The following is a 26804-nucleotide window of genomic DNA, read 5'->3' on the forward strand; positions in this document are numbered from 1 at the left end:
TGTCTCGGCTTAGCCCGCACGGGCGACCATGCAGGGATACCAGTTGGCGACTGACTCTTCCAGACTTGACTCACACGGCTACATTTCGGTGAATGGCGGCCAAGAAACTTGCCTTCGTTGACGCGGTTCGGCTGCTTGGCGGCGAGACGGACGAGGTGGGCTGGCTCAGTCGGTTGGCCGGCGTCACTGCGGGAGCGGTTACGGTCGCGACGGTGGGTGGTGTCGACCTCTTTGCGCTGCGCGATGAGCTGAAGACCTGGGGCAATGCAGTGGTAGGTCGAATCCAGGAGCGGGCACATGGGCTGAGCCGGTTCGACCGAACGCAGCGGTTGGTCGCCGCCCACTCGGTGATTGTGGTGACCTCGTTCTTCGAGGCTCTGGACCAGGTTCTGAGCGAGCTGCCAGAGCTGGATCCGGCTCGCGCGAAGCTGACCGGAGACGAACAGGTCGCTCTTGCGACCAAGACGCCAGCAGCACAGAAGTACGCCGAGATGGTTACGGCTCTGATCGACCAGCCGCCGCCCATGCCTGCCCCACATCTGCCGTTCGAATCGACGCTGACGGCTCTGGAACAGCACTACCGGACGGTGACAGGCCGTGTGCACGCCTTTCTCACCGGCCTGCGCGCGTACGACCGAGCACCGTTACACGAGGCAGCACGGCTGATGCGTCAACAGCTGCCCGGCGTGGCGCGAGACCGGTACCTGGAGGCGTACCGGATGCTCGCGGTGCAGGCACCGGAGTTCCGGGTGTGGTCGGGCATGGTCGAGGCACAGGCCACTCGTGCGGCGTTGGCCGAGGGCGTAGCGGTCCTGCGGGCGGAGCTGAGCGCGCTGCGCGAGGCGGGGAACGTAGCCGTCGACAGCGTCCTTGCAGGCCTCGGCGCACGGCACCGGGCTCGGCTCGCGCGTTCCGTTTTCAGTTCCTCGGATGCTCCCGCTCATGTCACCTTCCCCTCGCTTGAGCGGGCGTACGTAAAGCCTAGAGGGTTGGTTTCCGTGGCGGGCCCGACTGATCTGCCTGCCACCGAGACCTGGTGGCGCGACAAGCCGGCGGTCGCCGATGTGCCGGACTTCCTGTTGGGGCACCTGACCGGGCACGGAGCGATCGAGCAGCCGGCGGTGATCCTGGGGCAGCCCGGGGCGGGTAAGTCGGTGCTGACCGAGGTGCTCGCCGCCGAATTGCCCGAGAGAGAGTTCCTCGTCGTCCGGGTCGAGCTGCGCAACGTCCACGCAGACTCGTCCGTCCAGCAGCAGATCGAACGCGCTCTCTACCAGGCCCTTGGGGAAGCGGTGAGCTGGCCAGAGCTGGTGCGGCGATCGGGATCAGCATTGCCGGTCGTCATCATGGACGGCTTTGACGAGCTGCTCCAAGCCACCGGCGTCAACCGCGCCGACTACCTTGAACAGCTCCAGGAGTTCCAGCTTCGGGAAGCGGACCTACAGCGACCGGTCGCCGTCCTGGTGACGAGTCGGACGGTCGTGGCGGACCGGGCTCGGTTCCCGCCCGGCACCGTAGTCGTGCGTCTCGAACCCTTCGACGATGCGCAACTCACTGCATGGCTCGCCATGTGGAACGCCGTGAACAGCGCCGGCCTGCAGCAACGCGGCCTAGACGTTCTGACGGCGGAAAATGTCGTGCAGTACGGGGAGCTGGCTCGGCAGCCGCTGCTGCTGCTGCTGCTCGTCCTCTACGACGCGGGTGCCAACGCCTTGCAGGCTGCCGACCGGGGTATCGGCCGCCTTGACCTCTACGAGCGGCTCTTCGCCGACTTCGTAGCCCGGGAGGTCGACAAGCATGACGTCGGTCTCAGCCCCGAACAGCGAGGTGTGGAGATCGAGCGGGAGTGGCGGCGACTGTGTGCTGTGGCTCTGGCCATGCTGAACCGAGGCAGCGATGTCATCTCCGAGGCGGAGCTCGAGGCGGACATCGTGCACCTGCTCGATCCGGAGGACCTGGGGCCCGCGCGGCCCGAGTCCCTGCGGAAGGCGCTGAGCGTCGGGCAGTTGCTCGTCGGTCGGTTCTTCTTCATCCATGAGTCCCAGGTCAGCCGCGGCGTCGAAGCCGTGGAGCGCAGTTTTGAGTTCCTGCATGCGACGTTCGGCGAGTTTTTGGCCGCCCGCCAGATCGTTCACGCGCTGACTGAACTGGCCGAGGACCGTTCCCGCCAGCGTCGGCGGCCCGGCGTGAGCCTCGACGCCGGCTTCCTATACGCCGCGACGTCGTTCATCACCGTTGCCCGCCGAGCGCCCCTGTGGGAGTTCAGCCGCGGACTCCTAGAACGATTGGGCCCGGATTCGCGCCATCGGTGCCGGGAGTTGGTGCTCGAACTGCTCGTCGAGTCCGGCTACTCCCACCCACGCTGGTCGCTCGCCGGATACGAACCACGCCGCAAGCCGGTGGCCGCGCGGCACGCCACCTACTCAGCCAACCTCGTCTGCTTCGCGGTTGTTCTGGCGGACGATCCAGTGGACGCCATGGAGCTGGTGGGGGACCCAGTGGCCGTGCGGTGGCGGGCGCAGGCGCTACTGTGGCAAAGCCAGCTGGATCCGGAGGACCGTAAGCGCTTGTGGCAGACGCTGAGAGTGGAGTGGGACCTAGCGACGAACCCCACGAAGCTGATGGTGCGCACCGAGGACGGCGCGCCGGTCGGGGTCTTTCAATCCCTTCCCTGGCCAGCTGACGACCGGCCCGACCCAACCCTGATGAGCAGCGTGGAGAACGTCGGCCTAGACAGCGATTCCCAGATGGGACGAGCCCTGCGTCGCTCGGCCTTCGTACAGACCACGATTGACGTCCGGGAACACCTCTACCCGTTGCTACCCTACTGGCGTCACTGCGGCGACACCTCGCTGTCAATTCAGCACCACACGCTCCAATCTGCTGCCGGTGGGCTGTTCGAGCTGCTCCTCAATCCGATGAAGTCGAGAGACGAGACGATCGACCGGGAGCGGCTGTACGAGGTTGCCTTGAGCCACCCCAGTCCCCGCCACCGCCAGCTCGCATTGGCCCAGATGGCCCGTGATGCTGTCTACCTCCATGAAGATACTCTCGCAAGGTTGCTCAGTCCGCTGTCCATAGACCATCCGGACGAGAGGGCCATGGCGAACGTCGCGGCGCAGATGAACCAAATAGCCGGCGACGCCCACAGCCCTCAGGAGATTGCGGTAGCTCTGTTGATGCACGTCGAGCGGATGGATCCGCTCCCGGTTCTCGCGGCTTTCCTGGGCATCGGCTCCCTGCCTGAACTGCAGCCATCCGCGGTCGACGTAGCGGCGCAGTTGGAGTCCAACCACCACGCTCTGCCAACCGAGTAAGAGCTCGTAGGAGAGCTGGAGTAGTCGCGCGGGGGAGCTCAGTTGCCGTACCGCCAGGCGGTGAGTCGTTCCGATGGGCGGCCTTCGCAGTAGGTGGTCAAGGCTGAGCGTGCACGGTGCCGTGCATGCCGCAGCGGCGAGCAGTTCAGGGCAGAGAAGCATCTGCGGAGCGGGCGGCTGCGCCGCCGAGAGCCGTGTTCAGGCTTGATCCTTGGTCGTCCTGGAGGTTGCCCTGCTCGTGGAGTGTGAAAGGTGGCCGTTCGCTCCAGCGCCCGGATGATCCAGAACTTTTACGGGAAGCGGCGGCAGATCTCCTCTCGTTTGGCCCCGAGCGGGATGAGCATGCCGAGCGACTCAAAGATCAGGCGAACCGGTTGTCGACTTAAGGCCTAATTGGTGGGCACAAATCGGCCTGATAGGCGCTGTTGCGTTGGCGGCGGACCGATGAGCACTTCGGGCCGCGTCAGCGCGGGAACTGATCAGATCGTTCAGGAAGTTCAGTGAACACGACAAAATAACTTCATCCCGGCCAGGGCGTGTTTAACGCATGCTTCAACGGTCCTTGTTCGTGGTTGAAAGCTTCTCTCCAGGCCGCAGCTGCCGAGATCAATCCTCGCTGGGCTCGAGAAACAACTCGGCCAGCCGGGGCAGCCGACGCCGCATCTCGTCATCATCGTCGAAGTCGAAGTCCTCACCCATGTCGGGCTCCCGGGCCTCGTCGATGCCGACCGCAACGGGCTGGCGGGCCCTCATCGCCTCGTAGAAGGCGTCGTCGTCACCACCTGTGACCTGTTCGTAGGCCTCGCTGGCTACGTAGTTCACCGACTCGGCGAACAGCGCGCCGTCGTCTTCCTCGGCCGCGGCTTGTGGTACCGCGGGATGGTCAGCCAGTCCGTCAGGGGAGTTGCGGCCAAGCGGGTCACCAGTGCCGCGGCAACGGCCTCACCATCGTCGCCGGTCTGCCCGTCGAGACCCGCTCCGGCCGACTCCACGACCGCCCAAACTCGTCAACATCCACGGTGCGAGAGTCTCCCACGGCCAACCGACACCTTTCATACCCTGCCAACCCAGGCACCACTCGCGAGCAGCCGCTCAAGCCTTCCTGACCCTGAGCATCCGCCCATAGACGCGGGTCGGTCGTTACGGATAGCGGTGTCTCGGCAAGCGTAGGGGTAACGGCGCAGACCGCCAGCGCTGCAGACCGCCCGTCAACCGGGTGATGGGAGGATCTCGACCGGATCACAGATGCACGTACTCGCAGACGTGCGGCATCATCGGCGGCATGGACGTCGAGGAACTGATCGCGCGCCATCCGCAGGTCTTCCACACGATGTCGGCGACTGCATGGCCATCGGTGCAACGACACGGCCTGCTGTCCACGCGGCAACTGATCGATTTGTACGGCCTCGACGCTGGCGAGCGTGAGCGACTCTTGAGCGCACCTCGCAAGCGGTCCACCGTTCTGCGCGCGTCCGGCCTGCCGCCGGCCGTGATCCGCGATCAGAAGCCGATGAAATTCGTCGCGGAGAAGATCGATCCTGACTCGTCGCTGGCCGAGTACCTCGCCGCCATCAACTCTCGGGTCTTCTTCTGGGCCAGCGCGGAGCGACTGGACCGGTTGCGTCAAGCGAAGGAGTATCGCGCCGAGGACCAAGTCGTCCTGCACGTCGACACCCGCGCCCTCGTCGAGCGATACGGCTCACGAATCGAACTCTGCCGGCTCAACTCTGGGGCGGTGACGCAGAAGAACCACCCGATGCGAGGACACCGATCCTGGGTGCCGATCGGCGACTACCCCTATGACGAGTACCGCCGCCGGTTCGGCCGCGATGGCGCACTGGTCGAGGTCACCGTTCTAGGCGCCGTCCCTGACATCCTCGACTTGACCGACATGATCGAAGGTGCCATCGACTGAGTCTCCACTCTTTGCGGCCACGGGATCGCGATGCTCTCGGACGGCCGGCAGCCTGTCACGCCCCACCGCCTAAACGAACGGAAATGGTGGTAGCGCTCGGAACGTGCTCGGTGAGTCATGGGGCAGGCCGGGTGGCTCTGCTTGTTGTTGGGCAGCGGAGATCGACGTCGGCCCTGCGTATGCGCACCATCGGTGACGGCATTGGGTGCGGTACCTGCGGCCACGGGCCGACCTATCCGTCTACGACGTGCCGTTGCTGCTCGTCGACGGCGATCGCTGAGCCACCCGGTGGAGCGGAGGCGGCACAGCTCGTGGCGTCAGTCCTGTGCCGCTTCGCGGTCGAGTTGGTCTCGGCGGTAGTAGGTCGGGGAGTTGCGGCAGAGATTGCAGGCAAGAGCCAATGGTTGTCCGGCACGGCCGGGCCGCTTCTCGCCGCAGCACGGGGTCAGGTTCTCCACCTCGGGTGCCTCAGCCTGGGCGACGACCGCTCCGGCTCGGCGCTCGCAGGCTCGTTCGGTCGTCCGGTCCCGGCGCTCGGCGATGCCGCTCTCCGCCAGTTCCACAGTCCCGCCTCGTTCGGTAGCGACGTCCTCGTGGGCGGCGGCCGGGATCCACGCAATGCGGTCGCGGTTCTTGTACGGCAACCACGACCCGTGCAGGATGCCCTCCAGCAGATGGTCCAGGTGCAGGCGCGAACCACACGGGTACACCGCAGTCGTGGCGACCTTCTCCCTGCTGTAGCTGTGCGGGTTGAACGTCGGGTACTGGTGCAGGCTGCCACACGGTACGGTCCTGCGGGTGACCGGGCAGCGGCTCGTGCCGGTCCAGAGGTCCGCCCAGCCGCACCTCTGGGTTTCGAACGTGATGGCGCCCGCGCCGATCTCAAGCCGGGTCTCGGACAGGTACAGCCGATGATCGCTGAGCGCGGGCACAGACAGGTGCGGGACCGGGTGCAGGAAGGTGATGTCGCCGGCACCGCGGTCGGTAGTCCATACCACTCGGTCGCCGGCCTTGCGGAGCGCCTTCTGCCTGCTCTGAATGGTCTGACGGGTCGCCACAGAGTGCTGGACCTCGCCTGCCACGGTTAGGACCGGACCGGCGGCCACCACGTCCGGGCGTCGGTGGGCGCGCGGCCGCCACACCTCGACCTCGACGGTGCCGCCGACGGACTGCCAGGTGCGGGCCTTGCGCTCCTTCAGCGCCTTGTGGGTGTCGGATTCGGGCTCGTGCTCCGGGTGCGGCGAGCGGCCGTCCTCGTGTCGGAAGATTGCCCCGTAGGGACCCTCGACGAGGGTCATCCACACCGGTGCCGGAATTAGGCCCTTCCGGGCTCGGCTGTGCATGCAGAGCAGGCACAGCAGCTTCTGGCCACTGATCCCGTGAGGACGATCGGTGGCCACGCGCTCACGCAGACCGGGCTGGCCAGGGTGCCCCCAGAGAGGCAGGCGAGGCTGCAACTCCACCATGGCGGGTAAGTACAAAACACCGTCGTTGAAGTCGAGCGGGTTGAGTTGCTCCCAGACAGGGCGGGTCACTCGTTCCCCCTAGTGGCGGATCTGCCGTCGAAGTCGATCGGCGCACGTGCCGGCCTCCCAAGGTATCCATCGGGGGCGACATCCGGAGCGGAATGAGTCAGGCTCGCGTCGGGGCGGTTGAGCACACACGCCCGAGGTCCACGTATGCCGGTGCTGCTCGATGACCTCGGTCGCGAACGGCTGGCGGAGCGCGGGCGCGATGCATGACGGGATCACGTAGCCAACCGCAGGCCACATCCCCGGCGTTCGGCTGTTCACGGTGGGCAGCCTGCTGCCTCAGCTCGACCGGGCAGTACACGCGCTCCGTTCGGTCACACCCGAGCTGGCCCCGGCAGGCGATCCAAGCCGCGCTGCGCGACCGACGCGCCATCACCGCGTACGCGACCGCAACGCGCGCCACCCGCCCGGTCTCCGCCGCCTTCTGGACCAGCTATACCAGCGCCTTCCTTTACCGGAGACCTCGCTATCTATCGATCAAGGACGCCGACGCAGGATCAGACCAGCTCTTCCGTCCCTGTCTTATGCTTCGCTCGTGTCAGACGCTGAAGACTGCTGTGACCCGCGTTGCCCAGTTACGACGGGCGGATATTGGAGTCCAACGACAACGGACAAACGCATATTTGAGCACTTGGTCCGTGCACACGCGACCGAGGTTGACCAGTGGTTTCTACGGCAGTGCGGTTCCTTCAAGATCTTGACAGCCGGTGGCCTGCCTTTCGGCAGCAGTGGTCTCTCCGAGTGCGACGGTCCGATCCTCCAGCTCGCCTTGGAGCGGCTGACAGCGGCTCGGATAAACCTTGGCGTTCTTGGTGGGCAGGAGGCGTTGCGTCAGCTAGGACAAAGCATCCGACACCATGGCAGGGTCGCCGTCCCTGACGTCCCGGTCGCAACAGCGCCGGTCGCGCAGATTGAGATTGACCTGTGGCGGAACCTCACGCTCCTGGCGCAGCTCGGCCATGACCGGCGCATCGAGCGCGGCGGGGCGCTCAGGGGGATCGAAAACTTCGCCCGCGACAACGCTGAAAAGTGGGCGCGCTGTTTGCCCTGGCTACTTCTTGTCGGGCCGGAGGTCGATGATCTCGATATCACCATGACCGCCTGGTTGGCGGAGGAGCACTCACAGGTCGTAGCTGCGCTAGATGTAGCCGCCACCATCCCAGTGCCCCGCGTCAGCCTCCGAGCGCGTGGCCTGCAAGCACGCTTGGAAGGTGCTTACCAGGACGCTGGGACATGCGCGGCAAACGTCCTTGCGATGCAAGTGGACCGTCACCGTGACGTCTTTCCGCGGCCCCTGGCTGGACCGGCAGCTACCTGGCTCGCGGACATGGACTTGGAAGACTTGGTACGCGGGGGCGCCAAGGCCGCTCTCCGGAATTTCACCAAAGTTGTCGATGCGCAGGGCGCTGCTGAGGAGGAGGGCCTCACACAGCGGCTGTTGGCGCTGCTCGAACGGCACTTGAGCGAGCTAGGACGTACCCTCGCTGTTCTGGGTGACGGTGCCCACAAGGCGCTCATCTCGATCAAGCAGCGAACCGTGCCGAAGAGCGAGGAGCGGCGGATCGGCGCGGACCTCGGGATCCTGGTTACCGTCAGCGTCGGCGGCGAATTACACGTCCGCTTCGGCGAGGTAGTCCAGGTCAAGAAGACGAACCTCTTCATCCGCCGGACGGGACAGTACGACAGTTGGCGGATTGAGGTAAGGCAGTTGCATGACCTGCTCGCCGTCAGCCCCACTGCCGCCTACTGGCTGATCAGGAAGTCAGGCGACGTCCTCGTCGTACCCGCGAAGTTCCTGCAGGCTGTCGGGGCGGAGCGGTGCCGCAACGCCCAGCAGACGTTCACCCTTCGATACACGGATGTACGACACACCGCCATCGGGCTGGACCAGTACCTCTGCGACCTCACGTTGGGCATGTGGGTGGGTTCAGCTGAACCGGGCACAGTCACATTTGTGAGCGGCAGCAACTCCCGCACCAGCCCAGCGAACGTCCTCGAAATCCAGGTTCGCTGGATTCAGGGCTAGGGTTTCTTGGTCGTCAGCTTCTGCACACTTGAGCTAACCTGCGGTGACCGCCCACCGACATGGGCACACGCTGTCGGTGCCCTTTGGCAGGATGACGTCTGTCCCCGTAGTGGTTGAGTGGGTGGAGTGGCACCTGTGAAGGCAGACGCGCTGAGTCCCCGTCAGTTGTTCGACGGCAAGATGCACTACGAGATCCCGCCGTTCCAGCGGCCATATGTCTGGAACGAGGAAGATCAGTGGGCGCCGCTGTGGGCCGACGTGGTTCGGGTCGCCGAGAGTCGCGTCGTCGCCGCCGGTGCCGAGCCAACTGTGCCACACCACTTCTTAGGCGCGGTTGTCTACGAGTCGAAGCCCCCGGTCGTCGGGGATGTCACTCGACACATGGTGATCGACGGGCAGCAGCGCATGACCACGATCCAACTGATGATCGATGCCGTCCAGGCGGCAGTCGCCGAGCGTGGGCACGACCTCCTCGCTGAAGACCTCGAAGAGCTCATTCTCAACCGCTCGTCGGCCTTCAAGGGCAAGCCCGAGCGTTTCAAGCTATGGCCGTCCAAGCATGACCGACCTGCGTTCGCCCAAGCGATGGACCCTAAGCCCGGCTGGGCAGGGGAGCACCGGATCATCTCTGCCCACGAGTTCTTCTCCAACGAGGCTCACGCCTGGCTCACCGGAACGCCTGACGACGATGGCAACACCCCACCGGGCTCCGAGCAGGCGCGTGCGGAAGCGCTATCGGCAACGCTGCGAGACGGGCTATACATCGTCGCTATCAATCTGACGGGCCACGACGACTCCCAACTGATCTTCGAGACACTGAATGACCGCGGGACGCCGCTTCTCAAAGCCGACCTGATCAAGAACTGGGTGTTCCAGCGGGGTGTGAAGGTCGGCGCTGACGTCGAGGACTGGTCGGAGACACACTGGGTCGACTTCGACGATGACTGGTGGCGGGCTGAGATCGTGCAGGGCCGCCACCAGCGGTCCCGCATCGACATCTTCGTGCAGTACTGGCTCACCATGCGGTTGCGAGACGAGGTGAAGACCGAGCAAGTCTTCCGGGTGTTCACCGAGCACGCCGGGCCCTACATGTCCAGCCCTGACGGCGCCAACAAGCTCCTGAGTGAATTCCGAAAGGACGCTGACACCTACCGTGCCTTGGCGAATCTCCCCGAGGACACGGCACAGGGATCCTTCTACTCCCGGGTCATTGAAACGATGGGGCTCGCCGCGACAAGCCCGCTGCTGCTGTGGCTGCTGTCGGACAACCATAAGGTGCCCGAGAAGCAGATAGAGATTGCCCTCGGGGCGCTGGAGAGCTGGGTCATGCGCCGGACGTTGCTTCGGATGACGATGAAGGACGTCAACAAGACCATGGTCTCCATCCTTAAGCTCCTCGACCGGTCACCGATCGACACGGCGGGCGACACCGTTCGGAACTTCCTGGCGGACCAGCGGGCAGATGCGCGTCTGTGGCCTACCGACGCCACGATGAAGGCTGAGCTTCCCTCGCTCAAGCTTTACGGATACCTGCGGCAGTCGCGTCTGCGTGTGGTGCTGGAGGCGATCGAGAAGAAGCTTCGCACCAAGTTCCACGAGAACATCACACTCCCGGCCAAGCTCGAGATCGAACACGTCATGCCCCAGTCGTGGCAGACCCACTGGAACCCCGAGCCGCGGCTCACGCCCGAGCAGGCGGCGGACCGTAACCGACGCATCCAGACCCTTGGCAACCTCACCCTGGTAGCGAAAAGTCTCAACGGCGCCTTGTCGAATCGACCGTGGACCGACACGGAGGCTGCGGGCATGACCTCCGGCGGTGAGGTCGGCTCGGGCAAGCGCAGTCTCCTAGAGAAGTACAGCCTGCTGGTGTTGTCGAAGGACTTGATCAAGGACCATCCTGACGCGTGGCGTGATGCCGATATCGAGGCGCGGGCAGCGGAACTGACAGAACACATATGCCAGGTGTGGACCGGACCGCCCGCCGACGCGCACGCAGGGGAAACGACGCAGCCAGGCGGCTCTTCGATACCTTCCCAACCGACCCGGGACGAACTGCCAACGAACGCCGCCCACGACCCGACGTGACTCGATAGCTGTCCCAGCGGAAGGCGGCCGGACCCGGCCTTCCGCACGACATCAGCCGGCACCGTTGCATTTAGCGTGGGCAGGGCCGAGGCAGGCTTGAGCGGTGATTTCGTCGATCCGCTCTCGCCCGTGGATGCCGCCGAAGTCGGCGTTCGCCGGGTTCCGGTTCCCGCCCGAGGTGATCGTCCTCGCGGTCCGCTGGTATCTGCGGTTCAACCTGTCCTCTCCGGACGTTGAAGAGCTGCTGGTCGAACGTGGCGTCGAGGTCGACCACGTCACCGTCTACCGATGGGTACAGCGGTTCACCCCGCTGCTGGCCGACGCGGCCCGCTTCAGCCGCCACTCACCCGGCGACAGGCGGTTCGTTGACGAGACGTATGTCAAGGTCAACGGGGTATGGCGCTACGTGTACCGGGCGATCGACCAGTACGGGCAGGTCATCGACGTGCTCGTCTCGACGCGCCGCGACGCCGACGCGGCCCGCAGGTTCTTCCGCCGGACCCTATCGACGATGAAGGCGACACCCAGCGAGGTCGTCACAGACGCCGCCGCCGTCTACCCCGGCGTGCTCGACGAACTGATCCCGTCCTCGTAGCACCACGTCGAGCAGTACGCCAACAATCCGATCGAGGCCGATCACAGCCGGCTCAAACACCGGCTGCGATCGATGCGCGGGCTACGAACCGACAAGACAGCACAAGTGATCATCGCCGGACACGCCTTCATGCAGAACCTACGACGCGGACACTACGAACTCGCCGTCGACGCTCGGCCGACAACGCGGACCGCCGCAGCGTCCACCGAACTCGCCCACGCGATCTGACCGCCGACCCGATACCAGGTTCAACGCGCACAACGATCCAGTAAACGCAACGACGCCGTTAAGCCTCTTGTAGATCGCTGGGCGGCTCGACACGCCAGTAGTGCGATCAGCAGATCCACGGAACGCTACGGTCCGGTGGCGGTCACCTGCTCAGCCGCGTCAGGTCAGCAGGGTCCGGGAGTCATCGTCACCGTCGCCGCAGGAAGGCGTAGACGATCTTGTTGGAGGCGAACTCTGAGATGTTGACGAGGTCCCAGCCGAACTGGCCGAGGACCTCGGCGGCAGCGACCGCCTCGCTGACCTTCTCGCCGCTGACGCCGTGATGGGAGACCACCGCCAAGAGACGATAGGGGTACGTCCGAAGATCAGCTTGGCCCTGTAGGACCGCCCGGGCGGTGACCATGCGGGTCCGGGCGATGTGCTCCGGGGTCTCGGCGGTCATACCCGGCACCATAGTGGCTCGTCGCTCGGGCAGTCTGCCAGCCGCCCAGCCGGTATGTTCGAGACGTGTCTGCGCTGGCCGGTGTTCCTCGTCTTGTCGTGGCGCTCGTTGCGGTGCTCGCCGCTGCCGCCTGCGACGGTGCCTCGGCCCCGGTGAGTGCGCCGACCGCCGGGCCGGCCACGAGCAGCGCTGCCTCCACCGCGCCTACTGCCTCGGCAGGCCCCATCTATCGAGCCCAGGATCTGGAGCTGTGCAAGCGTACTGATCTTCGGCCGTTGGCGGAACTGTTCCTGACAGTGACCCGCACCGATCCGAAGCCGCCGCTGGGGCAGCCTGGTGCGTCGTGTCTGTTCGAGATGCGGACGAAGGACGGGTATCAGGCGAATCTGCGGGTGGAGGCGGCCACGCCCGGCAGCGAGCAGGAGGCTCGGCTGCTCTACCGGGCCACGGCGCAGGTGACGGTGATGAATCCGGCCGGCGTCATCACCGGCGTGGGCGACGAGGCCGAAGCCTTCACCAGACGCTCCGAGCCGGGCTTCAAGTACGCCGAGTACATGGTCCGCGCGCGCACAGGCAACCTGGTGGTGAAGGTCTGGCTGGCCGTCGGCGGAACCTCGTACGCCGCCACCGAAACACTCGCATCGAAGGCACTGACGGTGCTCAAGGCGACCCAGGTGGCCGTACCCACGGTGTGATGCCCCCGTCGGTCATCCCCGGACGGCCTCCGGCCACCGCCCCCCAGGTAGCTTCGAATGATCGCCGACCTGCGTCGCGATGTCCCGGACGTTGCCCAGTGCGTCGACGAAACGCTGGCCGATGGTCAGCAGAACGTCCAGGCCAGCGGTGACCATGTCTCCGACCGACTCGGCGAGGGTGGAGATGGCCCACGGTAGGTCGATGACGGTCACCCCTTCACTCGCCGCCTGCGCCAGCTTGCCGACCAGGCCCGTGACGATCTTCGCGAGTTCAACGGCGTAGTCGACGTTCGCCTTGGCGATCGTGAACAGCCACTGGCTGATGAACTCCGACTTGACGACGGCCTCGTCGACCGCGGCCTTCTGCTTGAGTGCCTTGGCGTTGTAGGCACTCGCCGCGTCGCCGGTCCACTTGGGAAGGTTCTCGTTCGCCGGATCGGTGGTGGCAGAGGACAGCTCGGAGACCGGGGTCTTCACGTCGTTGACCCAGCGGAAGCTGACCTCGATCAGCGAGAGCACCGGCAGTTGATGCTCCAAGGCCTGCTCGACGCGGTCGAGGACGGCGTTCAGTGACGTTTTGGTGCTCTCCAGGCTGTGCTTGATCCACAAGAGTGCTGCGGGTCCGAGGAGCCACTTCCACTGCTGTACCTGCTCGACGATCTCGTTGAATGTGCCGATCGCCGTGTCGATGCCGGCGCGCATGTGGTCGAACGCCTTGTTGAACGGTTCCCCGTACTCAAGATCATTGGTGCCTGGCTGCATGGGGTGCTCCGTGCCCTCTCCGAACGTCGCGCGCTGGGTCGCTAGACCTTGTAAATCTTGTTGAGGTCCAATGAGACGATCTCGTCGGCCCGGTCGTACTCGTCGGCGATATGCCGCAGGGCCTTACCCACCTGCTCGAATTCGGTCACCGCCCCATTCAGGACGCCGACCATGAAGGTGTGGAAATCCCTGTATGCCAGCGAGTGGACGATGACGTTCGCATCACCGATGAAGAAGGCCGACGGGTCGAGATGCAACTGCTCCGCAGCGACCTTGATGGCGGCGACCCGGTCCGACAGCGTCAGCCATTTACCTCCCTCATCGCGGAGCGAGTCGGTGATGACGTTCAGGTCAACCATGTCGCTACCTCACGATCCAGTCCGTCGGGAGCGGGTCAGCGCGAACGCGCGGAAGAGGGAACGGGCTTCGAACTGCAGCTGACCCGCGTCTGTCTGTGCGATCCGCCGGACGTCGCCGGTGATGCCGGTGATGCCGCCTCCGCGGATGCGCAACGTCAGGCAGCCGTTGGGGCTCGACATGCTCGACTCGTCCGTCCGCCTGGTGAGGCGAGCGGCAGCGTCCAAATCCGCGTCGAGGCCGTTGAGCGTCCGCCAGGTGTCGCGCAGCCAGGTGTGCTCGTCGACGTCCCGATCGGAGCTCGCGCCGAGCGGCTCCCGTTCCGGCGCTGCAGGACCTCGCTGCTCCGTCTGCATACGCAGGAGCGCCGCCAGTTCGAGGGCAGCCTGCACGGCGGCGGCGTACGCCTCGAAAAGCGCATCGGCGAACCCGCTGGGGCCGAGCCGGCTGCGCCAGTCGCGAGCGATCGCGATAGATGAGACCTCTCGTTGGGTGTCAACCACCACCCGGACGGAGCCGGTCCGGTCCGCCCCGGAGCACTCCTCGGGTCGCAGTTCACGTCCCGTCTCGCGCAGCGCACGATCAGCCTGTTCACGTAAGACGGAATCGTCGCCCAGGAAGCCCAGACTCGCGAGTTTGAGGCGTTCACGCCTGCTGCTCTGTTGCATTCGCCCCCCGGCTTCCTGCTCGGTCAACGCTTTCCGTGATTTTCCCGCCACGCGAGGTAGGACCACGGTACGTGAATGACCAAGATCCGGGGGACCCCAGGCGCGCCGCGTGTTGATGGGCGCGGCCGATCGTGGAGTCGACGCCGACGCGCAGCAGCGCCTGTCCGTCGGTGGACCACTGCCGCAGCTCGTACCCTAGCGGGGCGGCCCGATCGGTGGTCCCGGTGAGGTCGCCGATCCACCAATGCCGGTCTCGTCGTTGGGCGAACCACCGTCCGTCCGGGGGAGAGGACGTGACTGAACTCGCGCGTAGGCCGAAGTTCGGCGAGGGGTGCCGCTGACTGTCGTCTCCGCCTGAAAACTGACCCCGTGGTTCCGGGCGGATTCGAGCAGTCGTCGCAACGGTGACGATCATCAGGGTGCCAGAGCGGCGTGGAAGACGTCGGCCGGGGTGCGCCAGCCGAGGGTCTTGCGGGGCCGGTTGTTGAGACGTTGCTCGACGGTGCGGAGATCGGCGGCGGTGTGCTGCGACAGGTCCGTGCGCTTGGGGAAGTACTGACGCAACAGGCCGTTGGTGTTCTCGTTCGTGCCACGCTGCCATGGCCGGCCGGGGTGGGCGAAGAACACCCCGTCACGCAGCAGCGGTGCAATCTGCTGGTGGTGGGCCATCTCTGCGCCCTGGTCCCAGGTCAGAGTGAGGCGCGCGGCCTCGGGAAGTCCCGCCAGTACGGCGAGGAGTGCGTCGCGGACGGATTCGGCGGTGCGGTCGACGGGCAGGTGCACCAGCCGCAGGTATCGGCTGGTGCGGTCGACCAGGGTGGCGATGGCGGACTGGTTCTGCCGACCGACGATGAGGTCTCCCTCCCAGTCACCGATGCGGGTGCGGTGCAGGGCGGCGGCCGGCCGATGGTCGATCAACAGCGTGGGAGCCACAAAGCGGCAGCGGCGCTGATCGGCTCGACGACGCCGCTTCCTCAGCGGCCGACTAGTGCGAAGTCGGCGAGTAAGTTGGCGGCTGAGTCCACCTCCACCGGCGCGGTAGAGCGCCTGGTAGATCAGCTCGTGGCAGACGTGCCACGAGGGCTGGTCGGGATATGCCTGCCGAAGCCAAGCAGCGATCTGCTGCGGGCTCCAATCCTCTTCCAGCTTGGCCTGGACAATGGCCCGCAGACCGGCGTCGGCGAGTAGGCGGCCTCCACGCGGGCGCCGAGCCCGCTGCCGGGCCCGGGCGTGCGCCAGATCGCCGTCATAGACGCCCTGGTCGTGCGGACGCACGTTGCGGCGCAACTCCCGACTCACCGTCGACGGCGCCCGGCCCAACTGCTCCGCGATCGCCCTGATCGTCAGGCCCTGCCTGCGCAGGGTGGCAATCCGCTGCCGTTCCAACAACGACAGGTACCTGCCTGACCGGACGTCCTCGCCCAATCGGGCTGGCGGCACGCCACCATTCTCGGCGCGCCACCGATAGCCGGTCTTGCGGCCGATCCCGACAATCCGGCAGGCCTCGAACGTCCCCACGCCTGACTGCAGGAGCCGCCAGCACTCCGTCTCCAGGTCGAGCCGGCGCTTCCGTCCTCGTCGTCCCATCAACACGCCTCACATGATCAGGTGTGTTGCGACAAGTACTGGAACCCGCCCTGGAACCCGCCCGGAACAGAGGGGTCAAAGTTCAGCCGGCGTTGACAAGGCTTTCCACCTCGGGCGCTTCAGCCTGCGCGACGCCCGGACCGTATCGCCGCTCGCAGGCACGTTCGGCCGTCTCGTCGCGGCGGGGGTCGCTGTTACGAAGCAGCCTCCTAGAATCGAAGACTGGCCGGCGGAGCCGGCAGGACTAGATGGGCGTGTCGGACCTACTCCGACCGCCGCGCCTTCTTAGCGGCAGTTCAGGATGCCACCGGCGATCGCGGATGGATACCAAGCGTGACAGCTCGTCACCGGCGACACGCATGGCCGGCGGCTGATCCGATCGTTTGGACGTTCCATCAATGCAGCCGTGCCAATCGGTCGGCCCTGCCGGCGGCCCTGCATGTACTGGGCGGAGATCCCGACCTGTCCGAGTGAACGAAGGCGCCGGTAGTCTGGGCGCTGCCGGGGACAGAGGATTTCGCTGGGGTGTGCTTGCGTGGAAAACTTCGAGAAGCTTTCTGACTTCGACTTCGAGCAGGTGATGGCCGACCTTCTTTCGGCGGAGTGGGATGCAACCGTCGAGTATTTCCCCCGAGGCCGGGACGGCGGAGTTGATCTGCGGGTTTTGGGTCCACAACGCGGCGAGGTGGAATTGCGTGACGGCGAAGAATTGGTCGTTCAGTGCAAGCACCGTCCGAACGCAAATTACCAAGCTTTGAAACAGGACCTTAAGAAGGAGGCGGGGAAGCCGATCGTCCAGACCGCGGCCAGATATGTCGTGGTTACCTCGGCGCGATTGACTCGGCTTAACAAGAAGAGCATTGTCACGCTCTTCAATGGAAGAGTGAGCGAGCGGGACATTCTAGGCCGGGACGATATCGCGCGGCTACTCCGTAAACACCCCGCCGTCGAGCGGGCACATCTCAAACTGTGGCTTTCGAGCGGCGAGACCCTCTCCATTCTCCTGCGCCAGATGGAAAATCTTCGCTCCGACTCGTTGAAGACGGAGATCGAGAGGTTGAGTGCTACCTTCGTTGAGACGGTCTACCTTCATGAGGCGATGGATCGGCTGGAGAGATACGGAGTCTGTGTTCTCGCTGGGCCTCCCGGAGTTGGAAAGACAACGACAGCGCGTCTTCTGATCCTGCGCTTGATGGCCCAAGGCTGGGAGCCGATCGCGGGCGTCGCGGACGTACGGGAGATTGAAGCACAGATGGTGAGGGGCAAGCGGCAGGTTCTATTCCTGGACGACTTCCTGGGGCAGAACAGTCTCGAAGCGAAGCTGCGTTCCGGTGGCGAGTCGGAACTCCTCGGCCTGATTTCGGCCGTTCAGGCGGACCGGGACAAAGTCTTCATCTTGACTACCCGCGACTACATCCTGAAGCAGGCTCAGCAGAATTACGAGAAGCTCGATCGGAAGCCGTTCGACGTCGTCAAGGTTTCGGTCAGCTCGACCGGTCTCTCCGAGTTCGAAAAAAGCAACATCCTCTACAACCAGCTGTACTATTCGGCGCTGCGACCGGTTGCCAGAAGCTCGCCTTCGTGGCGCTACCTCTCGATCGTCAGGCGTTCTTACTTCAATCCGCGCCTCACTGAGACGGCCATCGCGATTATGGTTCGCGAACTGGGACTGGAGCCTAACCGGAGCCTCTTCTCGGGAACTCTATGCGACCCCTTCGATCCGCAGCCTGCCCCCGAACTCGACATCAACGTCCCTGCCCGGATCGAAGCGGCGCTAAGAGACCCGGAAGAGCTCTGGCGACATGCGATCCGGTATCAGTTCACCCCGTTGCAGAGAGCGGTTCTCTTCGTCCGGGCGAGCTTCGGGCAACGGCCGGTAGCTCTCGACGACCTGTACTCCGCGACAGAAGCCTATGCTGGCAACGGCGGGGTTGTGCTTCCGCGGATGGCTTTGGACGACGCGCTCAGGGTGCTGGACGGTGACTGCTTCTCCGTCGAGTCTCAGTTGGGGGAAATAGTAGTCGGACCGCTGAACCCAGGGTTGGCCGACGCTGTGAACACCTTTCTTCTTAAGTACGACGATGTTCTGCTCACCCTTGCCCGGAACTGTCAGTTCTTCACTCAGGTGCGCTGGGTCGCGGGTCTCACCGGTACGTTCGGGCTGATCGTGGAACGTGGTCAGGGCACCCTTGCGCCGAGGTTGGCCAGAGACCTCCTTCGCGCGGCCGAGCGGGTTCTTTTGAAGCCGGCAGCGAAACGAACCGACCAACTCTTCCTCACCGACAGCGACCCGTGGCATGTCTCGGTAGGAACGAACCTCTCGTTGGTCTTGGACCTCATGCGGTTGGCGGGGAACCAGACATCGGTTGCCCTCAGAGGTGTCATCGAGGCGATCATTCGAGAGCACGAGAAGATTTCGCTCGGCGATATCGAGGAGACATTACAGTTCTTGAAATCGCCGCTCTGCCCGCCGGAGTGGCGACCACTGAAGACGGAGCTCGAACACCGGACGCTGCTCAGATTTGCCGAGCCGGGAGACCTTGGTTCATGGAAGGACCTCGCGGAGGTCCTGACCTTCATCGAGCCGGCTGCGGAATTCAGCGCCGAGACCACGGCGGCCTTCGAGCTCTACTCGGCTGAAAAACTCGACGAGATGCGAGAAATTCTGGACGAAAATCCCGAGGACTTCGATGAAGACGAGCTGGAGGCCTTGGAAGCAATCGCGGACGGTCTCATGGTCGAGATAGACACCGGAGAGATGCGGGAACTCCTGCAAAAGGTGGATCGGTCCGGTGCGGCGAGGGTGATTCCAGGACAGCGGGCTCTATTCGACTTCCCGCTGTCACCGGGTGGAGAACCAACCAGCCTAGAGGACATGTTCGATCATCTCTAATTATGAGTGTCGTTAACGTTCTGGTCGCTATTTCCCGAGCGCATTTAGCCATGATCGTGAACTCGCATCGGCCAATAGCGCGCAACACGTCGGGTCGTGGAGGCGCGTCCGGCTGAGGGGCTCGCGCGCAAAGACGGGACCCGAAACGCCTGGCTCGGGACCTGTCCAAGGTAGGCTGATCTTCCGCCGAGCGGAATAGCGCCGATAAGGCACATCCCACGTTGGCCGCCGGGTCACCGACGGCATGTTCTACCCGCCTGCGAACGTCGAGGCCTGGTTCAACCAGGTGCGCGCCCAGCTCGCCAGCGCCGAAGCCACCGAGCAGCGGCAGTGACTCTGCCCGTTGATGTCGCCGCCGGAGTACGCCGCTCGGGTCGTTGTATCAGTACATAGCTAGGCCGAGAAGGGTGCGCCCGCCTCTCCTCGGGTGACGGGGGCGAGGCGAGCGCCACCGTCTCCCGCCCGAGGGATGGCCGCACGTCGCCCACCGACCGCATACTTTGGTGATGTCCTCTTCGGAGCACGACGTCGGCAGCTGGGCCGAGGCGGTGGCAAACCTGCATGCCAGTACCGCCCATGATCCGGGCGACATTCGCCGGGCGTACGAGGCGATGGCCCTCGTATGGTCCGCCTACGGCTTTCAGGACGCGCCCTTCGAGGTGCTGCAGTTGCTGGTCAACGCCAGTGAGGTCGGCTATTTGGCCGCCCTGAGCGACATTCGCAGGGGGCGGCTGGACGGGGAGATCGAGATGTGGCGGCCCGACGTGGGGGAGCGGTAGTGCGGTGGCGACGCCGCAACCAGTCGCGATTCACCCGGCCGATGGTGCCTGCTGTGCCGCGAACCTCCCCTTCATGCCACGCACTGGCTCCGCGCTAGTCGGCACGATGACGTCGGGGCAGCAGACGGCGCACCGTTTGCGTCGCGGTGCCTCCGGGCCGAGAACCTCCGGCACACGGGCGTACCACTCCTGCCGGTGAGTGCATCCCGTGGTCAATGCGTCGGAGGCGTCGTTGATGTTCCTCTTGAGCGAGGGGCAGCCGACGGAGTGGGTGCGGCCGTTGGTCTCGACGAAGGCATCCTTGGAGCTGACTGCCGCCAGGTAGCCGTCGAGTAGCGGCCGTGTCTCGGCAGCCCACCGGCTGTACTGAGCGCAGGCTCCGCACATGGCCCGCCCGCCGAAGGGGTGGCTACAGCCGCACTCACCACAGCAGGCGCATGGCGTGCAGTGGTGCGCTACACCTTCGGCGTCCAGGACCATCGGTTCCGGGTCGCCGGCTGCAGAACCAACCCGTCGGATGCCGCCACCGACGCCGCGTTCTGGAAGAGGATCTCGTGCGAGCCGGGCTCGCGAATGTCGACAACCCCGATCACGTGCCACCCATGGCTGACGCTCACGGCTACCTCGCAAAGATTCGTCTCCGCACCGGGTGCTTCCGGCGGTCGGCAGCCTAATGGCCGCGTCGGGTAGCGGTCGTCCGGTGCCGGGCGACCCGCCGGTCCGGACAGCGGCGGATGTCGCCACGAGGGGGCAGGTACTTAGATCGGAGCCGGATACCAGGGCTGCCACTCTTCGGTCACGCCCTCGCGCAGCTGGCGGGTGAACTTCGCGATCTGCTCGTCCAGGGTGGTCACCATCGTGGCGTGGCGCACCGGGTCGAACGGCTCCCACTCCGGTGCCGAGAAGTCGACCACGTCAGGGGTGTCGTGCAACTCGCAATGCTGCTCCCGCCACCGTCGCAACGTCGCCGCTTCGAATCCACCGAGGTCGTAGACGGTGATGAGGCCGTGAATTGAGCGCAGCTCTGTCCAGCCGGTGATCTGGCCCGTCTCCACAGTTCGTCGGCAGCGGGGTCCCCGGCGGGTGCGGGCAATGCACTGCAGGTCGAGCACCCCGTCCGGGATATACCAGATCCGATCGCCGAGCAGAACCAGGTCGGGACGTCGCGTCATCCCTATGACGATAGTAGGGGCCGTCGTCGGGTACGAGGGTGGTTCAGGTCCGCGCGTCCTGCCCGGACGGAGCACCGCCGGGCGGCACGGTGAATCCGCCGAGGGCTAGCGCGGTCTACCGCTCAGCCCGGTTTCCGAGCTACCCACGAGACGGGCGCCAAGCCTGGGCCGGCGCAGATGGTGGCCCGGCGCCCGGACCGGCGGTGACCGGGGGGACGGGACCCGACCCACCACGACCTCCGGGGCCAACTTCGCCCGTGGCCGGTTGAGCGGGCTACCCTCGCCGTCATGAGCGGATCACTGGAGGCCCGCCCGGCCGGCACTGTCGCGACCGGAGCGCCCGAGACTGCCATTGCCGGGCTGCAGTCCTTCGAGGTCATGATCCTCGACCGTCTCGCCGCGGCCGGCCTTCCGACCGAAGGCATCCTGGTCGATCTCGGCCAGCGGGACGTGTTGATGCGGACCGCCCCGTTCGCGCTCACCGACCTGACCCCCGAGAAGCTGAAGCAGTCCAGCTACATCTCGAAAATGATCATTGCTGGGTCAGTGGGCCTGTTCGACGCGGCGCTGAACTACCTCTGGGACGAGACCGTCCTGGAGCTTCGCAAGCGTGTCGTGAACTTCGACTTGCAGTACTTCTACGAGGTCGCCGAGAAGTCTGACAAGAGGCGCCAGGAGCTCAAGACCGAGGATGACCTGCCCAAGCTCGACGACCAAAAGCTTCTCACTGGTTGCCGTGAGATCGGTCTGGTCAGCGAAATCGGCTTCCAGGAGTTGGAGCTCATCCGCTACATGCGGAACTGGGCCAGCGCCGCCCACCCCAACCAGGCCGAGTTGAACGGCCTCCAGTTGGCCAACTGGCTAAGCGTCTGTATCCGGAACGTCATCACGCTGCCCTACGACCACATCACCGCTGAGGTGAAACGGCTTCTGGTCAAGGTGAAGGAGCAGCGGCTGGACGACACCACGATCAGGGAGATCACCGCTTTCTTCGTGAACCTTCCGGCGGCCCAGGCCGACCCACTTGCGTCCGGGCTTTTCGGCCGATACACCGATCGGACCACCACACAGGACACCCTGGACAACATTCTGCGGCTCTGGCCCGCGCTTTGGAACCGGACCTCCGACGAGATCCGCTACAACTTCGGGTTCCGGCTCGGCCGGTTTCGCGCCAACGGTGACCAGGCCGAGGCGACCCTCGCCCGGCAGCTGATCGACCTCGTCGACGGCGCCGCCTATCTGACGGTCGAGGAACGGTCCTGGGAGATCGACAGCACCCTCGATGAGCTTCGCGACGTGCACTTCGCCTGGAGCAACTTCTACAACGAGCCGCCGGTCGCCCGTCGGCTCCGCGAGGTCGTTGGCCAGAACAGCGCCATTCCGGCCAGTCTGAATCGGAAATACGTCCTCGGCCTCGTCGAGGTCTTCCTGACCAACGGCAGCGGCGTTGCGGTCAGCGCCGACCCGATCTATCAGGAACTGATCGAGAAGTTCACTCCCGAGCAGGCGTCAGTGGCGCTGAGGTCGTTCACCGACCCTGACGTCGTCGCCAAGCTGCACCGGCCGCTCTCCCGGCAGAAGTGGGCCCAGCTCCTTCAGATCATCGGGCACAAGCTCACCGGCCGGAACGAGCGCGAGCTGTTTGATGCCGTTCAGGCCTTCGCCGGCGAGCCGTATCAGCTGGCCAAGGACGCTGGAATCAAGCTCCAGCTCCAGCGATTCCCGAACTAGAATCCCAAGGCCGTCGGCGCCCACCTGGTAGTACTGCCCGCATCCCGGATCGCCCGATGCTACGTCGGCTATCGGCTGCTCCGAGGCGCACGGCGCGGCTCCGCCGGCGATGTGGGCTGACGGCCTTACGCTGTACGGCGAGGCTTGGTGTTGGTCGAGAGGGAAAGGCCGACCGGAGCCGGCGGTTTTGAGAGGCGGCATGCCGGTGCTCGTCGTAGGCGGATAGCAGGCCGGCGGCGGCACCCTTCCAGGTGTACGTGCGGGCGAGGTACTGCCGCAAATGTTGGGCGCGCTGCCGTTCGCCGGGCAGGTTCTGCAGTGTCGTAGTCGCGGCGGTTGCAAACTGCCGTTAAGTTGCCTCGTCCGGAGACGAGTTGGCCAGAAGCGGCAGGGCAGATGGAATCCAACCCCGCAGGCGCCTCCGTGGCATGAAACGCCTCGATGAGCGCGGTGCGAGCCGTTTCCTGCGGCACCCCTCCTGCACACCAGGTCGACTGACCTCTACATTGGAAGTGATGAGCACTTCGTCAGGACAGAAGGCCGGTGCGGCGGGCGAGCGGATGCTAAAGGTGCTGCGCGAGGTTCTTGATCTCACGGGCCGGGCGGCTCGGCGCCGATATGAGCCGTCGTTCTGGACTCCTCGCCCGGACTCGCCATTCGGCGCCGACCTGAGCAACACAGAGGTCGACGTGCACGGCCAGCCGTGGGGACCGGACGAGCCAACGATGGCCTTCGAGATGGCCCGCCTGAGCATCCTCTTGATCGACGACTCCCTGACCAGCATAGACAAGCTCCTGGCGCCGCCCTTCCCACCGCTACCCATGTACGGCCAGGAGGTCCTCGCCCGGTCGGTGCTGGAGAGTGCTGGGTTCGCGTTCTGGCTGATGGACCCACAGATCACCGTGCGCCAGCGGGTCGCTCGCACGTATCTCCACTTCTGGGAGGCCGCCGCCACGGCAGTCAAGAACGCCAACGTGGTCGGCTCCACCCAGGACATCACGGGCGCGCAGGCGCACCTCGCTTCGATCCTCAGACGGGTGGACGGACTGGGGCTGGGACACGGCAAGAACAACGGCAAGACGACCATCGGCGGCGAGCAGTTGCCGAGCAAGACCGCCCGGGTTACAGCCGTCCTGGCCGACAAGGTACGAGGCGGACACAAGATCGTCTACTCGGTGTACTCCGGTGTCGCGCACGGGGAGATGACCGGCATCATGAGCCGCCGCCTCGATCCGCCGGCCAGCGGCATGCAACCCGTCATGACCATCACGCCACGGCAGTTGCTCGGCAACGTCGAGCTCGCGGCGGCCGCATTCGGGCAGTTGCAGGATCGGCTGTGCCGCGGCGGGATGGGCAGCAGCCCGCTTGAGGTGGCGAATCAGCTCTGGGAGCACAACGTCGGACGCCGCTTGCATGCCATCCGTAGTCGCCTAGTTTGACCCGCCTACTGGGGGCGGTTGTAGTCCCGTCGACGCGTGGAAGCCCTCGACGAGCACAGCGCTGCAGCTCGCCCAGGCGGGTGAGAGCCTGCCAACGGTCCTGGCCACACAGGACTCGCAGGTGCCCGGCACGCCAGCCTCCCCGGCCGCCCGGAGTACCTGCGGTAGCCACGCCGGGCCGGCCTGCAGGCGAATTCCGCCGCCGGACGGCGCGAAGAACCCGTGAATGAGGAACGAGGCCAGATCGCCGCGGGCTCGGGCTTTCAGCGCCGGCTCGAATGCGCGCGATCATGGACTTGTTGTCGATGTCGCCCCACCGACACGAACCCCTTGCGGACGGTAGGTGAGTCGTGACGGGCGGGCGCACGCTGTTCCCTGGTGACGACACACGTCACCCATGGTGGGGGAGTGGGGCCTGGTGGGAACCAGCGCTGCCACGTCGGCCGCCCCCCGTTTACCCCCCGAAAACCCCCATCTGCCGATGACAACAAGTAACAAGAAGCGACCAGTGTTTGATCGTGTCTGTGCAGCTCAACGTCAATTTTCGACAATCAACGACAAGCTCGATTTGGTTACGGTCGGTAACAAGGGGTTTTGACAAGCAATGACAAGCAATGACAAGCAATGACAAGCCCTGAACGAGGCTCGACAAGAGGTTCTTTTGGGTTCAAGTCTCCTCGTTCCTTCGAAACCCTGTCCGGGGAGCTACTCCGCACTTGCGCTAGGCGATACCTGCAGGAGGCTGAACAGGGAGTCGGGATCCTGGGCACTTCGCCAGGTTGCGCGCGTGGCCCAAAGCCTACAGGCTACTGGGCAACCCGGAAGCTGAGGTGGCGCAGCGGCCCGTCACCACGTGTCGGATCGACACTACGCTGGGGCCTACCTCGTCACTAGCATCACCAGCACGACCAGGCTCACCGACCGACACAGATCATCGGCTCGGCTGGTGGAGGTCAGGAGACGAGCGACTGACCGGCCCAGCGCCTGCTTGACTACGGAGTATTACTGCTCGGCATCGCCCCTTGACCGAGCCCGCCGAACGCTGTGTTGCTGCAGTGGGACGCGGAATCCGGCGCACGTCGATCGTCGACCGGTCGACTTTTTGATCGGCATTTTGCCAGACCTCGTTGAGGTGATACGGCGACTCGACTAGGGTTCGCCGTCGTCGTTCGGCGGTTAGTTAGTTAGTCGGCGACGGGGCGGTAGCCACCCATATTGCGTCACCCGTCGAGGCTGCCCCTCATTGTCAGGTCATCGATCGAAGGTGCGTTGGACGTACGAGAGGGCGGCCAGCAGATCGGAGGAGGAGAGGTCGTATTCGGCACGGGCCTGCCGGTCGGTCGGGATCGGCATGGCACCGACGTTGCTCCACTGCAGGCGCCCGTCGGCGTCAAGGTAGCTGCGACTGCGGCGGGCGTTGTCCGGGTGCAGGCAGAAAGGTACATCGAGGATGCCGAGTTGGAACGCGCGTACGAGAGCTTGCCCGAGGTCGTCGTCGAGTCCGCGTACGGCTTCGATCAGTCCGCGGGCGCAGTCGTAGATGCCGGTCTCGGCCTTTGTCGCAATGCGCGCCGTGCCTCCCCGAACCGCTTTTGGTCGGCCGCCGCACGCTTCGATGGCGGCCACTGCCGCCGCTCGCTCTAGCGCATCAACATTCTCTTCGGCGGTTGGGATACGATGCGCTTCTGAGCGGGTTTTGACAATGAGCCGTTCGGAACCTGTGCGCACCGCGAGGCGGGCGGCACTGTCTAGCAACTTGCCGGCCCCGACCGAGGTGCGAGGAAACAAGCCCATATAGGCATATACGACGATGTGCCAGTCCACTGCCGGGAGTAGTTCCGCAGCCAGCCGGCGCAGTGCCCGCACCGCCTCGTCGTCCTGATCGGGGTGGGTCTGCTGCGCATAGCTGAGCGAGATGCTCTGCAGGCCATGCTGTCGAAAGAACATTCCCTCCAGTACGCTTATCGCCAGCAATAGGTCGGGCGGACACAGTTGGCCGAGCATGCATCCACCGAATGTCTCCAGATGTGGCCGTGCGTTGTGGGCAATATCGGTTTCCTCTGCCGCCTCGGAGAGCATCCGACATGCCCTCGACCAGTTGCGCACGGACTGACGAATCGAGAGCCTACTGTAAGGCAGGCAGTACGACACGGGGCCGCCTTCTGTTGCGGTCAGCTGGCAACGCAACATGGCGGCCACGATTTCTTGCGGCTCTGCTGAACCATGACGCACCTGCACTGGAAACGTCTCATCAGACACGCCGTCCAACACTGCACACGTGGTGCGTGCGGGATGCGCAACGATAGGATAGCCGTTCAAGTCGTGGTTGAATTGGACTGCCTCTCGAGCTGCTGCTAGATCACCGACGCGTGTGTAGCTGTCGATTGTTATGGTGCCTACGCTGACGCAACGAGCCGCTTTGGTGGCGAGTAGCCCCCGTCTCATGCGCCGTGGATCCTGGAAACCCATTCGAGGTTGCACGACCAGTTGGCCCGCGTCTCGGGCATTGGCAACGAATGCTCCAAAGGATCCCGCTGCTGATCGATCACCGTCGTGGTAATCAGAGTTTCGTAGTATC

Annotated in this window: 19 protein-coding genes and 1 pseudogene; 10 read left to right on the forward strand and 10 right to left on the reverse strand. The window is 65.0% G+C overall.

Going from position 1 to position 26804, the window contains the following annotated elements:
- The first annotated feature begins 92 nt into the window (after positions 1–92).
- A complete protein-coding gene (locus ACIA47_RS17295; protein ID WP_396708977.1) occupies positions 93–3317 on the forward strand; it encodes an NACHT domain-containing protein in 3225 nt (1074 codons plus the stop codon).
- A gap of 606 nt (positions 3318–3923) precedes the next feature.
- Here the strand turns inward: ACIA47_RS17295 and ACIA47_RS17300 are convergent.
- Complete coding sequence (locus ACIA47_RS17300) at positions 3924–4139, reverse strand: hypothetical protein (RefSeq protein ID WP_396708979.1); 216 nt, start codon at positions 4137–4139, stop codon at positions 3924–3926.
- A 460-nt stretch (positions 4140–4599) separates the two neighbouring features.
- Between ACIA47_RS17300 and ACIA47_RS17305 the strand changes: the two genes are divergently transcribed.
- Positions 4600–5232, forward strand: a complete 633-nt coding sequence (locus ACIA47_RS17305; protein ID WP_396708981.1) for a DUF7002 family protein — start codon at positions 4600–4602, stop codon at positions 5230–5232.
- 317 nt (positions 5233–5549) lie between these two features.
- Here the strand turns inward: ACIA47_RS17305 and ACIA47_RS17310 are convergent, their stop codons facing one another.
- Complete coding sequence (locus ACIA47_RS17310; RefSeq protein WP_396708983.1) at positions 5550–6767, reverse strand: hypothetical protein; 1218 nt, start codon at positions 6765–6767, stop codon at positions 5550–5552.
- Positions 6768–7395: 628 nt separating this feature from the next.
- Between ACIA47_RS17310 and ACIA47_RS17315 the strand changes: the two genes are divergently transcribed.
- From ACIA47_RS17315 to ACIA47_RS17325, 3 genes and pseudogenes are all read left to right on the forward strand, one after another.
- The gene (locus ACIA47_RS17315) at positions 7396–8790 is read left to right on the forward strand and encodes a hypothetical protein (RefSeq protein WP_396708985.1); all 1395 of its coding nucleotides are present in this window, start codon (positions 7396–7398) and stop codon (positions 8788–8790) included.
- A 135-nt stretch (positions 8791–8925) separates the two neighbouring features.
- A complete protein-coding gene (locus tag ACIA47_RS17320; protein ID WP_396708987.1) occupies positions 8926–10878 on the forward strand; it encodes a DUF262 domain-containing protein in 1953 nt (650 codons plus the stop codon).
- 133 nt (positions 10879–11011) lie between these two features.
- A pseudogene (locus ACIA47_RS17325) lies at positions 11012–11701 on the forward strand (IS6 family transposase).
- 187 nt (positions 11702–11888) lie between these two features.
- On the opposite strand, the gene ACIA47_RS17330 reads toward ACIA47_RS17325, so the two are convergent.
- Positions 11889–12143, reverse strand: coding sequence for a transcriptional regulator (locus ACIA47_RS17330; protein ID WP_396708989.1), 255 nt, complete (start codon positions 12141–12143; stop codon positions 11889–11891).
- 65 nt (positions 12144–12208) lie between these two features.
- Between ACIA47_RS17330 and ACIA47_RS17335 the strand changes: the two genes are divergently transcribed.
- Positions 12209–12838: a hypothetical protein gene (locus ACIA47_RS17335; RefSeq protein ID WP_396708991.1), complete on the forward strand. Its 630-nt coding sequence runs from the start codon at positions 12209–12211 to the stop codon at positions 12836–12838.
- Positions 12839–12850: 12 nt separating this feature from the next.
- On the opposite strand, the gene ACIA47_RS17340 is transcribed toward ACIA47_RS17335, so the two are convergent.
- From ACIA47_RS17340 to ACIA47_RS17355, 4 genes are all read right to left on the reverse strand, one after another.
- On the reverse strand, positions 12851–13600 hold the full coding sequence (locus ACIA47_RS17340) for a hypothetical protein (protein ID WP_396708993.1): 750 nt from the start codon (positions 13598–13600) through the stop codon (positions 12851–12853).
- Positions 13601–13641: 41 nt separating this feature from the next.
- Entirely contained in the window at positions 13642–13959 is a 318-nt protein-coding gene (locus ACIA47_RS17345; protein WP_396708995.1) for a hypothetical protein, read from the reverse strand.
- 9 nt (positions 13960–13968) lie between these two features.
- Positions 13969–14652: a hypothetical protein gene (locus ACIA47_RS17350; RefSeq protein ID WP_396708997.1), complete on the reverse strand. Its 684-nt coding sequence runs from the start codon at positions 14650–14652 to the stop codon at positions 13969–13971.
- Between the two features lie 387 nt (positions 14653–15039).
- Positions 15040–16065, reverse strand: coding sequence for an IS30 family transposase (locus tag ACIA47_RS17355; RefSeq protein ID WP_396708999.1), 1026 nt, complete (start codon positions 16063–16065; stop codon positions 15040–15042).
- 682 nt (positions 16066–16747) lie between these two features.
- On the opposite strand from ACIA47_RS17355, the gene ACIA47_RS17360 reads away from it, so the two are divergent.
- Together ACIA47_RS17360 and ACIA47_RS17365 are read left to right on the forward strand one after the other, a co-directional pair.
- On the forward strand, positions 16748–19105 hold the full coding sequence (locus ACIA47_RS17360; RefSeq protein ID WP_396709001.1) for a restriction endonuclease: 2358 nt from the start codon (positions 16748–16750) through the stop codon (positions 19103–19105).
- A gap of 506 nt (positions 19106–19611) precedes the next feature.
- On the forward strand, positions 19612–19884 hold the full coding sequence (locus ACIA47_RS17365; RefSeq protein ID WP_319617294.1) for a hypothetical protein: 273 nt from the start codon (positions 19612–19614) through the stop codon (positions 19882–19884).
- 455 nt (positions 19885–20339) lie between these two features.
- Here the strand turns inward: ACIA47_RS17365 and ACIA47_RS17370 are convergent, their stop codons facing one another.
- Both ACIA47_RS17370 and ACIA47_RS17375 read right to left on the reverse strand, forming a co-directional pair.
- On the reverse strand, positions 20340–20501 hold the full coding sequence (locus tag ACIA47_RS17370) for a hypothetical protein (RefSeq protein WP_396709003.1): 162 nt from the start codon (positions 20499–20501) through the stop codon (positions 20340–20342).
- Between the two features lie 141 nt (positions 20502–20642).
- Complete coding sequence (locus ACIA47_RS17375) at positions 20643–21056, reverse strand: hypothetical protein (protein WP_319617296.1); 414 nt, start codon at positions 21054–21056, stop codon at positions 20643–20645.
- A gap of 288 nt (positions 21057–21344) precedes the next feature.
- On the opposite strand from ACIA47_RS17375, the gene ACIA47_RS17380 reads away from it, so the two are divergent.
- A complete protein-coding gene (locus ACIA47_RS17380; protein WP_396709006.1) occupies positions 21345–22787 on the forward strand; it encodes a hypothetical protein in 1443 nt (480 codons plus the stop codon).
- 515 nt (positions 22788–23302) lie between these two features.
- Positions 23303–24226, forward strand: coding sequence for a hypothetical protein (locus ACIA47_RS17385; RefSeq protein ID WP_396709008.1), 924 nt, complete (start codon positions 23303–23305; stop codon positions 24224–24226).
- A 1251-nt stretch (positions 24227–25477) separates the two neighbouring features.
- On the opposite strand, the gene ACIA47_RS17390 is transcribed toward ACIA47_RS17385, so the two are convergent.
- Positions 25478–26803, reverse strand: a complete 1326-nt coding sequence (locus ACIA47_RS17390; RefSeq protein WP_396709346.1) for a methylaspartate mutase — start codon at positions 26801–26803, stop codon at positions 25478–25480.
- Between the last annotated feature and the right edge of the window lies 1 nt (position 26804).

The organism is Micromonospora sp. NPDC051227 (assembly GCF_044455385.1).
Lineage (GTDB): Bacteria > Actinomycetota > Actinomycetes > Mycobacteriales > Micromonosporaceae > Micromonospora.